The 14,230-nt window shown below is 60.8% G+C and carries 11 protein-coding genes and 3 tRNA genes; 7 read left to right on the top strand and 7 right to left on the bottom strand.

The window, feature by feature from the left end:
• Position 1: 1 nt before the first annotated feature.
• Entirely contained in the window at positions 2–1,612 is a 1,611-nt protein-coding gene (locus tag NAV32_RS00705; RefSeq protein ID WP_256050879.1) for a response regulator, read from the bottom strand.
• Between the two features lie 215 nt (positions 1,613–1,827).
• Between NAV32_RS00705 and NAV32_RS00700 the strand changes: the two genes are divergently transcribed.
• Positions 1,828–2,877 carry a DUF2333 family protein gene (locus NAV32_RS00700; RefSeq protein WP_256051137.1) on the top strand — a complete coding sequence of 350 codons (1,050 nt, stop codon included), beginning with the start codon at positions 1,828–1,830 and terminating at the stop codon, positions 2,875–2,877.
• Between the two features lie 92 nt (positions 2,878–2,969).
• On the opposite strand, the gene NAV32_RS00695 is transcribed toward NAV32_RS00700, so the two are convergent.
• From NAV32_RS00695 to NAV32_RS00680, 4 genes are all read right to left on the bottom strand, one after another.
• Complete coding sequence (locus tag NAV32_RS00695; protein WP_256050878.1) at positions 2,970–4,310, bottom strand: sigma-54-dependent transcriptional regulator; 1,341 nt, start codon at positions 4,308–4,310, stop codon at positions 2,970–2,972.
• 124 nt (positions 4,311–4,434) lie between these two features.
• On the bottom strand, positions 4,435–6,027 hold the full coding sequence (locus NAV32_RS00690) for a sensor histidine kinase (protein WP_256050877.1): 1,593 nt from the start codon (positions 6,025–6,027) through the stop codon (positions 4,435–4,437).
• On the bottom strand, positions 6,017–6,253 hold the full coding sequence (locus NAV32_RS00685) for a PP0621 family protein (protein ID WP_256050876.1): 237 nt from the start codon (positions 6,251–6,253) through the stop codon (positions 6,017–6,019). The genes NAV32_RS00690 and NAV32_RS00685 overlap by 11 nt, the downstream gene beginning before the upstream one ends.
• A gap of 77 nt (positions 6,254–6,330) precedes the next feature.
• Entirely contained in the window at positions 6,331–7,326 is a 996-nt protein-coding gene (locus NAV32_RS00680; protein WP_256050875.1) for an outer membrane protein assembly factor BamD, read from the bottom strand.
• Between the two features lie 292 nt (positions 7,327–7,618).
• On the opposite strand from NAV32_RS00680, the gene rluD reads away from it, so the two are divergent.
• The 6 genes from rluD to NAV32_RS00650 all read left to right on the top strand — a co-directional run bounded on the left by rluD (position 7,619) and on the right by NAV32_RS00650 (position 12,497).
• The gene (gene rluD, locus NAV32_RS00675) at positions 7,619–8,593 is read left to right on the top strand and encodes a 23S rRNA pseudouridine(1911/1915/1917) synthase RluD (RefSeq protein ID WP_256050874.1); all 975 of its coding nucleotides are present in this window, start codon (positions 7,619–7,621) and stop codon (positions 8,591–8,593) included.
• Positions 8,590–9,327 carry a peptidoglycan editing factor PgeF gene (pgeF, locus tag NAV32_RS00670; RefSeq protein WP_256050873.1) on the top strand — a complete coding sequence of 246 codons (738 nt, stop codon included), beginning with the start codon at positions 8,590–8,592 and terminating at the stop codon, positions 9,325–9,327. Before rluD ends, pgeF begins: the two co-directional genes overlap by 4 nt.
• A 154-nt stretch (positions 9,328–9,481) precedes the next feature.
• Positions 9,482–12,046, top strand: a complete 2,565-nt coding sequence (clpB, locus tag NAV32_RS00665; RefSeq protein WP_256050872.1) for an ATP-dependent chaperone ClpB — start codon at positions 9,482–9,484, stop codon at positions 12,044–12,046.
• 208 nt (positions 12,047–12,254) lie between these two features.
• Positions 12,255–12,330, top strand: a tRNA-Asn gene (locus NAV32_RS00660).
• A gap of 9 nt (positions 12,331–12,339) precedes the next feature.
• Positions 12,340–12,416 (top strand) — tRNA-Pro (locus NAV32_RS00655).
• A gap of 5 nt (positions 12,417–12,421) precedes the next feature.
• Positions 12,422–12,497 (top strand) — tRNA-Lys (locus NAV32_RS00650).
• 154 nt (positions 12,498–12,651) lie between these two features.
• On the opposite strand, the gene NAV32_RS00645 is transcribed toward NAV32_RS00650, so the two are convergent.
• Both NAV32_RS00645 and NAV32_RS00640 read right to left on the bottom strand, forming a co-directional pair.
• Positions 12,652–13,947: an NAD(P)/FAD-dependent oxidoreductase gene (locus NAV32_RS00645; RefSeq protein ID WP_256050871.1), complete on the bottom strand. Its 1,296-nt coding sequence runs from the start codon at positions 13,945–13,947 to the stop codon at positions 12,652–12,654.
• 60 nt (positions 13,948–14,007) lie between these two features.
• Complete coding sequence (locus tag NAV32_RS00640; protein ID WP_256050870.1) at positions 14,008–14,181, bottom strand: DUF3094 family protein; 174 nt, start codon at positions 14,179–14,181, stop codon at positions 14,008–14,010.
• Positions 14,182–14,230: the final 49 nt, after the last annotated feature.

Here is a 14,230-nt window from a genome sequence, read left to right as displayed (position 1 = left end):
GTCACGTGACAGCGTCAAAGCCCATGACACGGTTACGTCCTGCGTTCTTGGCGCGGTACAGGGCTTCGTCGGCCTGTTGCGTGAGCATTTTCACATCGGTGCTAGGTGTGAGTTGCGAGATACCGCAACTGAAGGTGCAAGACAGATCCTCAGGTTGCGCCGGAAAACGGATTTCCGAGAAGCGCTGGCGAATTTCGTCGAGTACCCGGCAAGCGTTTTCCAAGGTGGTATCGGGCAATACGATGGCGAACTCTTCGCCGCCGTAACGGCCGATGCAATCGGTCTTGCGCAGGCGCTGCTTGAGAAAAAGCGCCAGGCTTTTGATCACCCGGTCGCCCATGGGGTGGCCATAGGTGTCGTTGACCTTCTTGAAGTGGTCGATATCGACCATGGCGAAGCACAACGGGCTATTGTCGCGCTGTGCCCGGGCGCTGGCATCTTCGAGCAATTGCAGGCTGTGCGTGTGGTTGTAGAGGCCGGTCAGGCTGTCGCGGACGATCCGGGCCTTGAGGTTGCGCGCACGCTCGGCACGGGTGCGCACGGTGGCGATGAGGTGGCTGGGTTTGATCGGTTTGGTCAGGAAATCATCGCCACCCTCATCCATCGCACTGAGCTGCTTGTCCAGGTCGTCCTCGGCGGACAGGTAGATGATCGGTACGCTGACGTAACGTTCATGCTGGCGGATGACCTTGGCAAGCTCTGTGCCCATGCATTCGGGCATGTACATGTCGAGGATGATCAGGTCCGGCTGGAACTCGGCCAGATAGCTGATCGCCTGGATTGGCTCGTTGAGTGTCCGGGTGATGATCCCAGCGTTGTTCAGGACGCGCTCGGTGTGCGTCGCCTGTGCGCGCGAGTCATCAATGATGAGCACCCGGAAAGGCTCGTAGTAGGCGGTTCGGGTATAGATCTCGATCTTTTCCAGCAGACTTGAGGCATCCAGCGACTCGATGAAAAACTCCAGCCCGCCGGCGCGTACGGCAGCCAGGCGTGTGGGGGTGTCAGTGTCCTGCTGGCTGAAGAAGATCAGTGGCAGTTTCTCTTCCAGGCCCTGCTGTACCCGCTCGGCCAGTCTGAGCCCTTCGCCGGGACCATTGAAATCGACATCCATGACGATGGCCGCCGGATGGCGAAGGTGCATCGCTGCACGAAATTCGTGATCGCTGGCAAAGGCCTGCGCGTTCATGCTGAAGAATTCCAGCTGACGGACCACATGGCTGGCGCGTTCGTGATCATCCAGGGCGATATAGACCGGCTTGTTCAGTGATGGGACATGGGCGGACGGACCGCGCGGATCACCGTTGCGCAGGCCGGTACGGGCGAGCCGGTAAATCAGCTGGCTGAGGGTGGCGATGATGTCGCTGGACAGACGACCGCGATTGTCATCAACGTCACTGAGACACTCTTCTATCTGCAGGGCAAGCTGATGATGCTCGATCTGTTCGAAGCGTTCGGCAAAGCGCTGCAGCCGCTGATTGGCGTCGGCGAGGGCGGCACGATAGGAAGCGTTCCACTCGTTGCGCTGTACCTGTTGCCAGACTTCGAGCACCTCCCGGGCCTGATGGATGACCCGCTGCGCAAAGTGTTGTTTGAGCTCTTCCTGTTCCGACATTTCTGCTTCCTGAGCGCCGCGACAGTCCACGTGCACCGTTGTGCTGGCGGCATGCTATCACCTGTCCGGCCGGTTCAAGACGTCTGCAAGGGTGGTCTGGTTCTCATTATGGCGATTGGTCACGGCAGCTGCGTTATAGTGAGGCTCCCGCCGCAACGCTGCAGTTTACTGGCGGTCGAACCTCTGAACTCTGAAAGAGAGAAGGACAGATGTCTATGTTGGATTGGAAGAACCGCTTTGGGCGTCTCGGCTCGTCGGCAAATGGCGCGACTGCGTCCGGAACGAGCCGCAATCCACTTTGGCTGGCGCTGATGGCCGTGGTGGGCCTGTATCTATTGGTCACCCTGATCCTGGGCTGGTACTGGAGCAGCGAACCGGATCGGTTTCCGGTGCAGCAGCATGTCCGCCAGGCGGCAGAGGCCTCGCAGCGACAGATTGTGAACGGCTACACCACTGTCGAAACCCTCAGGCAGGTTGCCAGTACGCTGCTGGACAAGCCGGGTGGCTATCTGACCAATGACGTGGCACCCCCCGGCCTGTGGCTGGATAACATGCCCAGTTGGGAATACGGCGTGCTGGTGCAGGTGCGCGACCTCAGTCGTGCGTTGCGCAAGGACTTTGCCCGTTCGCAATCGCAGTCGACCGAAGACCCGGATCTGTCCAAGGGCGAGCCACTGTTCAACTTCGACAATCGCAGCTGGGCTTTGCCTGCAACCGAATCGGAATACCGCAACGGCATTCGTTACCTCGACAGTTACCTGGCGCGCTTGAGTGATCCCGCACCCAAGGCGCAGTTCTACTCGCGGGCGGACAATCTCAACAACTGGCTGGGTGACGTGGGGACTCGCCTGGGGTCGCTGTCCCAGCGGCTGTCGGCCAGTGTCGGGCGGGAGCGTCTGGACGCCACGAGTGCATCGGAGCTGGAGTCGGAAGGTATGGTGGTCGAGGAGGATCGTGTCGAAACCTCCTGGCTGCAGATCGACAACGTCTTCTACGAAGCCCGTGGTCAGGCCTGGGCTCTGTCGCATCTGTTGCGCGCCATCGAAGTGGACTTTGCCGACGTACTGGCCAAAAAGAACGCCACGATCAGCGTCAGGCAGATCATTCGCGAGCTCGAAGCCGCGCAGGAGCCGCTGTGGAGCCCGATGGTGCTCAATGGCAGCGGCTACGGTGTCCTCGCCAACCACTCGCTGGTGATGGCGAACTACATTTCACGCGCGAATGCGGCCATCATCGATCTGCGCAATCTGCTGTCGCAGGGGTAGTCAGCGCAAGGGTGGATCACGCTTCACCGATCCACCACCAAGCGAAGGGGTGGTGGATGTAAAAGCGCCATCCACCACAACCTCGCCAACTTTCAATCCAGGCCCAGCTTCTTTAGCCGATAACGCATGGAACGGAAAGTCAGGCCCAGGCGTTGGGCTGCGGCGGTGCGGTTCCAGCGGGTTTCTTCCAGGGCCTGCATGATCAGCTTGCGTTCGACCTCTTCCAGGTGATCTTCCAGATTGTCGATCTGCGCCAGGTTCGCTTCGCCGCTTTCGCCAGCGCCAGGTGCATCGCTCAGTCGCAGGTCGCCGGCCTTGATTTCCTCGCCTTCACATAGTGTGTAGGCGCGTTCCAGCATGTTTTCCAGTTCGCGCACGTTGCCTGGAAAGCGATAGTTCTGCAGTTTTACCAGGGCGTCGGCATGCAGGCGGGCCGTGCTGTCTCCGCACTCTTCGGCGAGCCGGCGCAACATGGTGTCGGCGAGCAGTGCGATATCTTCGCGGCGCTCGCGCAGAGGCGGGACGCGCAGTTCGATGACGTTCAGGCGGTAGTAGAGGTCCTGACGGAAGCGCCCTGCTGCCACTTCGGTGGCGAGGTCCTTGTGCGTGGCACAGAGCACACGCACATCCACCACCACTTCCTTGGCACCGCCAACCGGGCGCACAGCCTTTTCCTGAATGGCGCGCAGCAGCTTGACCTGCATGGTCAAGGGCAGATCCGCGACCTCATCAAGGAACAGGGTGCCGCCATTGGCTTCCTGGAACAGACCGGGCTTGTCCTCGATCGCGCCGGTGAAGCTGCCTTTCTTGTGGCCAAAAAACTCGCTTTCCATCAGCTCCGAGGGAATTGCCCCGCAGTTGACCGGGATGAAGGGGCGCTCATGGCGCGCGCCCTGTTCATGAATCAGGCGTGCCACCAGCTCCTTGCCGCTACCGGATTCGCCGCTGATGTAGACCGGCGCCTGGCTGCGGGCAAGCTTGCCGATCTGCTTGCGCAACAGGTTCATCGGCGGCGAGGTGCCGAGCAGTCGGTTGTCGGCAGTCAGGTCGTTGGGATTGGGCGTGCGCAGGCGCAGCGCGGTGTTGACCAGTTCACGCAGACGTCCGAGGTCGACCGGCTTGGTCAGAAAATCGAATGCGCCGGCCTTGAGCGCGCCGATAGCGGTATCAAGGCTGCCGTAGGCAGTAATCATTGCCACCGGCAGCTGCGGGTACTGCTGCTGGATGAACTGCACCAGTTCCAGGCCGCAGCCATCGGGCAGGCGCATGTCGGTGAGGCACAGGTCGTAATGCTCGCGCGCCAGACATTCGCGGGCTTCCTTGAGGTTGCGGGCGCTGCGGGTGTCAAGTTTCATCCGCCCCAGGGTGATCTCCAGGAGTTCCCGGATGTCGGGTTCGTCATCGATGATCAAGGCTTTCTGGCGGGCAGTCATGGTTTCGGTCTTTCAATGGCAGCAAAGCGCTCGAATGGGGCGCGGGACGCAATCTTAACGCTACAGCGGTTGCTTTGTACCCGGACGGTAGTCGATGTGTGACCTGTGACTGCCTGGCACGGCCTCAGCCAAGTTTGCCTGGATGTGCGAATACGATCCGGAAGCAGCTGCCCCCCTCGGCTCTTGCTTGATAATCCAGGCGTGCCTGATTGCTTTCGCACAGCTCGCGGCAGATGTACAGGCCCAGCCCGGTGCCCTTGCTTTCGGTCGTGAAAAAGGGCTCGAAGATGTTCTGTACCTGCTCGGCAGGAATTCCGGCGCCGTCGTCGAGCACCTCGAGAACCGGCAGATCGCTGGTTTCGTCGCGAAACAGGTGCAACCAGACCTGCGCCTCGACATGTTCCTTGCCGCTGTAGCGCAGGCCGTTCTGCACCAGATTGGTCAGAACCTGAAGCAGCTGGTTAGGGTCCATGCGTGTCTGCAGCGAGCTGCCCAGGGTTTTCACGTGGATCTGCTGGCGCGGTGGCAGGCCGCCCCGAAACTCGCTGGCGAAGCGATGCATCCAGTATTTGAGGTCCAGCAATTGTGGTTCGGCCTGACGCCTGCGTGACAGTTGCAGAACGTTCTCGATGACCAGATTCATGCGTCGCGAGTGATCCTGAATGATCTGCGTCAGGCGTAGATCGGCGGGATCCAGTTGCTCTGATTCCTGTAGCAGCTGTGCCGCATGGCTGATGGCGCCGAGCGGATTGCGGATTTCGTGCGCGATGCTTGCCGTCAGCCGGCCCAGCGATGCCAGTTTGAGCTGTTGGGCCTGCTGCGCAATCTGCGAAATGTCTTCGAGAAATATCAGGGTGTCCTGACGCACTCCATGCTGCAGCGCGGCGAAGCTTGGCTGCAACATGGCGCCATTTGGCGTGGCCTTGAACTGCTGCGGTCGCAAGGTCGGGTTGTCGCGCCAAAGTTGCAGCGCCCTGATCAGCTCCGGGCAGCGTGGAGCCAGGCGCTCACCGACCAGGGAGTGCTGGTCGAGCATGTCGAGTGCGCCCTGATTGGCGAGCAAGATGCGCTGTTGCGGATCAAGCACCAGAATGCCGGTCCGCATGCGTTGCAGGATCTGGGCGTTAAGGGCTTCGAGGTTGGCGACTTCCTCGGCTCGCTGGCGGGCCAGGGTTTCGCTGATTTGCAGGCGGCGTGTAAGGCCCTGCACCAGCAGGGCAGCGGCGAAACACAAGGTGCCCAGGGCTGCGGCCTGAACGTACTGACCGCTGGCATCTCTGTCGCTAAGACTGAGGTAAAAGGTCAGGTAGATCAGGCCGGTTGCGGCGACGGCGGCAATGAGGAAGCCCATGCGTCCGCGCAGCAGGATGTTGGCGATGGCAACGGCAATGATCAGCAGGTTGCCGATTCCGCTGGGAGTGCCACCGGCAAAGTAGAACAGCGTCGAGAGCAGGGAAACGTCCATCAGGGCGAGGATCAGGACCGACAGCTCGCGCTTGGGATTCTGCAGCAGAACGGCGATGAGGATATTGAGGATCAGATAGCCCCAGGCGCCGTAATGAAACGCCGCCGGGTTGCTCATGCGCATCAGGTCATTGTGCAGGTCGCTGCTGATCAGCAGTACCAGCACCAGACCGATGGCGACGCGATAAAGATGATAGAGGCGAAGAATTCGCCGGCCTTGCTGGCCTAGAAACACCTGGTTTTCAGCGCCCACCCGGCTTGCTGCCCTGTTCCAGGTGAGCCTGGCTGCAATACCAGTGATCGCGTTCCTGCAGTGCCTGATCGCGGGGCAGATGGATGCCGCACTGGGCGCAACGCACCATCGGCAGTGTGGGTTGTTCCGGCTTGCGGGTTGTCTTGCGCTTGCTCGTCAGTCGTCGCCAGAGCCAGAACGCCGTCGCAATCAGGATGATCCAGAACAGCAGTCGAAACAGTCCCATTTTTCACTTCCCGGCGCACTGGCCGTTGCAGGTGCTGGCCCGCCGCCGACGCCTGAGCGGCGGCGGTGGTGGCTTTGTCAGTCGAACAGACCGAAAGTCAGGTAGCTCCACCAGGAACGTCCGCCGTCCTGCTGTTCGCCCTCGGCTTCTCTCAACACCGGGCGCAATTCGTCAGGCAGGTCCTGAGCGGCATTTTCGTACTGGCGCAGCACGTCGCGGTTGGAGCGGGAGCTGTCCAATGGTGCGGTTTTGGATTCGATCAGGCCCAGCGTGGCGCGGGACAGCCAGCTGCGGTTATCCGCTTCTTCCTCGCGCGGTACGAACTGGCCATCTTCCAGGCTCGGATGCTCGGGGTAGTTGAGCTGCAAGGTTTCCAGGCTGGAGGAGGCAAGCTCGTCGAGGCTCAGCCGCTGATAGGCTTCGGTCATCACGGCCAGGCCATCACCGACTGCCGGTGTGCCCTGGAAGTTTTCTACGACATAGCGGCCTCGATTGGCCGCCGCCACATAGGCCTGACGGCGTAGATAGTAGTCGGCCACATGGATTTCGTTAGCGGCCAGCAGGTTGCGCAGATAGACCATGCGCGCCTTGGCGTCCGGTGCGTAACGGCTGTTGGGGAAGCGGCTGGTCAGCTGCGCGAATTCGTTGAAGGAATCACGCGCGGCGCCCGGATCACGTTTGGTCATGTCCAGCGGAAGGAAGCGGGCGAGAATGCCGCGATCCTGATCGAAGGACGCCAGACCCTTCAAGTAATAGGCGTAGTCGACGCTAGGATGCTGTGGATGCAAGCGGATGAAGCGCTCGGCGGAAGAGCGCGTGGCTTCCGGTTCCATGTTGCGGTAGTAGGCGTATATCAGTTCCAGCTGCGCCTGCTCGGCGTAGCGGCCGAACGGATAGCGCGACTCCAGAGCCTTCAGTTTGTTGATGGCGCTGGTATAGCTCTTGTTGTCCAGGTCTGCCTGCGCCTGCCGGTACAGCTCCGTTTCACCGAGATTCTCGCTGATGGTTTCGTTGGACGAGCAGGCGGCGGTAAGAGCGAAAATGGCGATCAGCAGCAGGTGTTTCACTTGCATGGCGGCTTGCGTCCTGTCACGGCTGGCTGTCTCGCGCTGAGCCGTCCTGTTATGATGAGCGCCCCGGCTGGCCGGGACAAAGACGCCGTATTTAAACACAAGCCTGTGGCCGAAACCAAAGGCTCACCCGTACCCAGGGCAATAGATCTGTCGGCCTCGCGCTCAATGACGCGCTGACGCCTGTCTGCGGCGAACTCTTCCACCGCACGGCCTGAAAACATGCCGCCTCCGGTTCCTGTTGGTCCTGCCGGGCAGGTATCGGCTCCTCCTTACTCATGAAGCGTCCTTAATTATGTCCACCATCCCCACGCAAGCCATCCAACTTCGCGCCGAAGTGTCGTTCGATCTGGGCGGGCAGCGTCTCGATCAGGTCGCGGCTCAGTTGTTTCCCGAGCATTCACGCTCACGCCTCGCTGCGTGGATCAAGGACGGATCGCTTACCGTGGACGGGGCAGCGCTGCGCCCGCGGGACATCGTGCATGCCGGTGCCGTGCTGGCGCTCAGCGCCGAACAGCAGGCGCAGGGTGAATGGATAGCGGAGGACATTCCGCTGGATATCGTCTTCGAGGATGAACACATCCTGGTGCTGAACAAGCCGGCTGGTCTGGTGGTGCATCCGGCTGCCGGACATGCCAGTGGAACGCTGCTCAATGCGCTGCTGCATCATGTGCCGGAGTTGATCAACGTGCCGCGCGCCGGGATCGTGCATCGGCTGGACAAGGACACCACCGGTCTGATGGTTGTCGCCAAGACGTTGCAGGCGCAGACGCGCCTGGTCGAACAGTTGCAGGCGCGTAGCGTCAGCCGTATTTATGAAGCCATTGTCATCGGTGTGATTATCACCGGTGGTACCGTCGATGCACCTATTGGGCGCCATGGTCAGCAGCGTCAGCGCATGGCCGTGGTCGAGGGGGGCAAGCCGGCCATCAGTCATTACCGTGTGCTGGAACGTTTTCGCTCGCATACCCATGTGCGGGTCAAGCTCGAAACCGGGCGCACCCATCAGATCCGTGTGCATATGACCCACCTGGGTTATCCGCTGGTGGGCGATGCTCTCTATAGCGGACGCTTTCGCATACCGCCGGCGGCCAGTCAGACGCTTGTGCAGTCGCTGCGTGAGTTTCCGCGTCAGGCACTGCACGCCCGTTTCCTTGAGCTGGATCATCCGCTCAGCGGTGAGCGCATGAAATGGGAGTCACCGTTGCCGGATGATTTCGTCTGGTTGCTGACGCTGCTGCAGCAGGATCGCGAGGCCTTCATCGGGTGAGTGGCTGGCCTGGCGATTGGATCATCCCGGACTGGCCTGCGCCACGACACGTGCGGGCCTGCGTGACCACGCGAGAGGGTGGCGAAAGCCGGGCGCCTTTCGAGGGTTTCAATCTGGGTGATCACGTCGGTGACGATCCTGCAGCTGTGCTGGCCAACAGGCAGCGCTTGCAGGATGTTCTCGGGTGCGAGCCTGCCTGGCTGAGTCAGGTGCATTCGGTTATTACCGTCGAGGCTGATCCGGCAATGGTGCCGATTGCCGATGCCAGTTGGACAGACGCCATCGGCATAGCCTGCGCGGTGCTGACTGCCGATTGCCTGCCGGTACTCTTTTGCGATCAGGACGGTACCCGCGTGGCGGCTGCGCATGCCGGCTGGCGCGGACTGGCCAATGGCATGCTGGAATCGACCGTGGCCGCCATGCAGGTGCCGGGCGACCAGCTACTGGCATGGCTGGGGCCGGCAATAGGGCCGGATGCCTTCGAGGTCGGCCCCGAAGTTAGAGAGGTCTTCGTCGCGCAGCACCCGGTTGCCGTCGAAGCCTTTCGTCCCAGCCGCAATGCCGGACATTACATGGCCGACCTCTGTCATCTGGCCCGCATCCGGCTCGCCGGTTGCGGTGTTACAGCCGTCTACGGTGGCGGGTACTGTACCTTCAGCGATCCCCGCTTCTATTCCTATCGGCGTACCGCTCGTACCGGGCGCTTCGCAAGCCTGGTCTGGATCGAAGACTGAGTCATTCGGCAGGGTCCCGGCTGTCTGCCCATGACCTGTATCAATGCCATCCGCCTTGAATCTTCAACAATCAACCTTATCTAGGTTTCATCTCGCGGGCTTTGTTCGTGGTGCGATTCAGTGCGCCGGCCTGCCTAACCAGAAAGGTGACTACATGCGTATCGATCGTTTGACCAGCAAGCTGCAGCTTGCGCTTTCCGATGCCCAGTCCATCGCAGTTGGCCTAGATCATTCATCCATCGAACCCCTGCATTTATTGCAGGCACTGCTGGAGCAGCAGGGGGGCTCAATCAAACCTCTGCTGATGCAGGTAGGCTTCGATATCAATGGCTTGCGAAAGGCGCTGACCAAAGAGCTGGATCAGCTGCCCAAGCTGCAGAATCCCACCGGCGACATGAACATGTCCCAGGAGCTGGCGCGCCTGCTCAATCAGGCGGATCGCCTGGCGCAACAGAAGGGCGATCAGTACATTTCCAGCGAGCTGGTGCTGCTGGCCGCGCTGGACAACAACACCCGCCTGGGCAAGCTGTTGCTGGCGCAAGGCGTCAGCAAGCAGGCGCTGGAGAACGCCATCAGTAACCTTCGAGGCGGCGAGGCGGTCAACGATCCCAATGCAGAAGAGTCGCGTCAGGCGCTGGACAAATACACCGTGGACATGACCAGGCGCGCCGAGGAAGGCAAACTCGATCCGGTGATCGGTCGTGACGATGAAATCCGCCGCACCATCCAGGTCCTGCAACGGCGCACCAAGAACAACCCGGTGCTGATCGGTGAGCCCGGTGTGGGCAAGACTGCAATTGTCGAGGGGCTGGCTCAGCGTATCGTCAACGGCGAGGTGCCCGACGGGCTCAAGGATAAGCGCCTGCTGTCCCTGGACATGGGCTCGCTGATCGCCGGCGCCAAGTTCCGTGGGGAGTTCGAAGAGCGCCTGAAGGCAGTTCTCAATGAGCTGGGCAAGCAGGAAGGGCGCGTCATCCTGTTCATCGACGAGCTCCACACCATGGTTGGCGCCGGCAAGGCCGAAGGCTCGATGGATGCCGGCAACATGCTCAAGCCCGCGTTGGCGCGCGGCGAGCTGCATTGCGTCGGAGCGACCACGCTGGACGAGTATCGCCAGTACATTGAAAAGGATGCGGCGTTGGAGCGGCGCTTCCAGCGTGTGCAGGTCGATGAGCCGAGCGAAGAGGACACCATCGCCATCCTGCGTGGCCTGAAAGAGCGCTACGAAGTGCACCATGGCGTCTCCATCACCGACGGCGCCATTATCGCGGCGGCGAAGCTGTCCCATCGCTACATCACCGATCGCCAGCTGCCGGACAAGGCCATCGACCTGATCGACGAGGCGGGCAGTCGTATCCGTATGGAAATCGACTCCAAACCCGAAGAGCTGGATCGACTCGACCGACGTCTGATCCAGCTGAAAATCGAGCGCGAGGCACTGAAGAACGAGGACGACGAGGCCACCAAGAAGCGTCTGGCCAAGCTCGATGAAGAAATCGTCAAGCTGGAGCGCGAATACGCCGATCTGGAGGAAATCTGGAAGTCGGAGAAGGCCGAGGTGCAGGGCTCGGCGCAGATGCATCAGAAGATCGAGCAGGCCAAGGCCGAACTCGAGGCTGCACGGCGCAAGGGTGATCTGGCGCGTATGGCTGAGTTGCAGTACGGCATCATTCCAGATCTGGAGCGCAGCCTGCAGATGGTCGATCAGCATGGCAAGGCGGAAAACCAGCTGTTGCGCAACAAGGTGACCGACGAGGAGATCGCCGAGGTCGTCTCGAAATGGACCGGTATTCCGGTGTCGAAGATGCTTGAAGGCGAGCGCGAGAAGCTGTTGAAGATGGAAGACCTGCTGCACCAGCGCGTGATCGGTCAGCACGAAGCGGTGGTTTCGGTGGCCAATGCCGTGCGTCGTTCCCGGGCGGGGCTGGCGGACCCCAACCGTCCCAGCGGTTCCTTCTTGTTCCTCGGCCCGACCGGCGTGGGCAAGACCGAGCTGTGCAAGGCGCTGGCGGAATTCCTCTTTGATACCGAGGAGGCAATGATCCGCATCGACATGTCCGAATTCATGGAGAAGCATTCGGTGGCTCGCCTGATCGGTGCGCCGCCGGGCTACGTTGGTTATGAGGAGGGCGGTTACCTGACCGAGGCGGTGCGTCGCAAGCCGTATTCGGTGGTGCTGCTCGATGAGGTCGAGAAAGCGCACCCTGACGTTTTCAACATCCTGCTGCAGGTGCTGGAGGATGGTCGTCTGACCGACAGCCACGGGCGTACGGTGGATTTCCGCAATACGGTGATCGTGATGACCTCGAACCTCGGCTCGATGCAGATTCAGGAGCTGGTCGGTGACCCGGATGCTCAGCGTGCCGCGGTGATGGATGCTGTGTCCCAGCATTTCCGCCCGGAATTCATCAACCGCATTGATGAGGTGGTGGTCTTCGATCCGCTGGCGCGTGAGCAGATTGCCGGTATCGCCCGGATTCAGCTGGCTCGCCTGCAACAGCGACTTGCGGAGCGGGATCTGAGCCTGGTGCTGAGCGATGAGGCCATGGACAGGCTGGTTGCTGTCGGTTACGACCCTGTCTATGGGGCTCGACCCTTGAAGCGTGCGATCCAGCGCTGGATCGAGAACCCCCTGGCCCAGCAAATCCTTTCAGGCACATTCGAGCCGGGCGCCAGCATTGCAGGCAGAGTGGAGGGCGACGACATCGTATTTGCCTGATCCGAACGGCGTCGCTCCCTCGGAGTGGCGCCGCCTGGATGGGGTGTTGCCGTGGGCAATCTTCCTCGGCCTGAAGTTTCTCGCAAGGTATTGTAGTAAATCGTATTTTTTCTGTTGACAGCGCCGTCGAGAACCGTAAAATGGCGCGCCTCAACGGGGGGTTTGCAAGGCTACACAGCAAGCCAGCCGGGGAGATGGAAATAGAAGTTCCGCGATAGCTCAGTCGGTAGAGCAAATGACTGTTAATCATTGGGTCCCAGGTTCGAGTCCTGGTCGCGGAGCCAAATTCCAATCGGGGTATAGCGCAGTCCGGTAGCGCGCCTGCTTTGGGAGCAGGATGTCGGGAGTTCGAATCCCCCTACCCCGACCATTTTTGGGTCGTTAGCTCAGTTGGTAGAGCAGTTGGCTTTTAACCAATTGGTCGTAGGTTCGAGTCCCACACGACCCACCAAAATGGCTTCGCAAGAAGCCTGAAAAAACCGGAAGATCCGAGAGGATCTTCCGGTTTTTTTATGCCTGCGTTTTTCCTTTGCCATCATGGCGCATCATTGGCCGCAATTGATCCCGCGCCTCCCGGCTCGCTCCGGGAGGCGCGACAGGCGCAATCAGTGAAGCTTGAGGCGCGGCGCCGTGCTGGTGCTGAGCTTGTCGCCGATCATCATCAGGGCTGTACGAGCGACGCCATACAGCGTCATCTGGTGCATCCGGTAAAGCGAGATGTAGAACATGCGTGCCAGCCAGCCTTCCAGCATGATGCTGCCGGTGAGGTTGCCCATCAGGTTGCCCACGGCTGAAAAGCTGGAGAGCGAAATCAGCGAGCCGTAATCACGGTAGCGATAGCTGGGCAGGTCTTTCCCTGCGAGCTGCAAGGCAATCGACTTGGCCAGCAGCGAGGCCTGCTGATGCGCGGCCTGTGCGCGAGGTGGCACGTTGCGATCGCTGTCTGGCTGCGGGCAGGCTGCGCAGTCGCCAAAGGCGAAAATGTCATCATCGCGCGTGGTCTGAAGTGTGGGCCGAACCACCAGCTGATTGATCCGGTTGGTTTCCAGTCCGTCGATCTCGTGCAGGAACTTCGGTGCCCGGATGCCGGCGGCCCAGACTTTCAGGCTGGCAGGTACAAATTCACCGTTTTGAGTGTGCAGTCCGTCGGCGGTCACTTCGCTGACGGCGGCATCCGTGAGGACCTTCACGCCGAGATCCCTGAGTGTCTGATGTACGGGCTGGCTGATGCGCTCCGGTAGTGCAGGCAATACGCGTGGGCCGGCCTCTATCAGGCTGATGCTCATATTCTCCGGTTTGATTCCATCAAGGCCGTAAGCAGCAAGTTCGCGGGCGGCGTGGTGAAGCTCCGCAGCCAGCTCGACGCCCGTCGCCCCGGCCCCGACGATGGCCAGGTTCAGGATTCCCTGTTGACCTTCATTGGCATGGGCGCGCATGTAATGACTTAACAGTTGACGATGGAAGCGTTCCGCCTGTTCCCGCGTATCGAGGAAAATGCAGTGCTCAGCTGCACCTTGGGTGCCGAAGTCGTTGGTAGTGCTGCCGACGGCGATGACCAGCGTGTCATAGCGAAGCGCGCGTGCGGGCACCAGTTCGACGCCTTGCTCGTCCAGGGTGGCGGCGAGATGGATGCATTTGTGTGCGCGCTCCAGGCCACACATGCGGCCAAGCTGGAAATCGAAGTGGTTCCATTTGGCCTGGGCTACATAGTTGAGCTCGTCGGCCGATGAGTTCAGCGAGCCAGCAGCAACTTCATGCAGGAGTGGTTTCCAGATATGCGTCAGGTTGGTGTCGATCAAGGTGATTCGGGCCTTGCCGCGCTTGCCCAGGGTTTTACCCAGGCGGGTAGCAAGCTCCAGGCCGCCGGCGCCGCCGCCGACGATTACGATGCGATGGGTCATTAGATGAACTCATAAGGTTTTGCGGGATTCAGGTCGAGCGCGAGGGGAGCGCAGAATCGCTCATGTCACCAGGCGGCTGAGAAGGCGGCTGAGAATGCCCAGGCCAATCACTACGACCAGAACCAGGAGCAGCAGGAGCCAAGGCCGGAAGGGCTGGCGCTCTACCTGGTGCTGAGGGGCGCTGAGATACTGGTCAACGCGTTTCTGGTCTTCAGGATTCAGGCGACTGGGCATGTGCACCTCGGATGGTATGTAGCCATTCTAGCCTTGGGGCGAGAAAAGC

The organism is Stutzerimonas stutzeri (genome assembly GCF_024448695.1).
Taxonomy (GTDB): domain Bacteria; phylum Pseudomonadota; class Gammaproteobacteria; order Pseudomonadales; family Pseudomonadaceae; genus Stutzerimonas; species Stutzerimonas stutzeri_T.
Note: the sequence above shows the minus strand (reverse complement) of the source record. Positions and strands in the feature narration are given on the sequence as shown.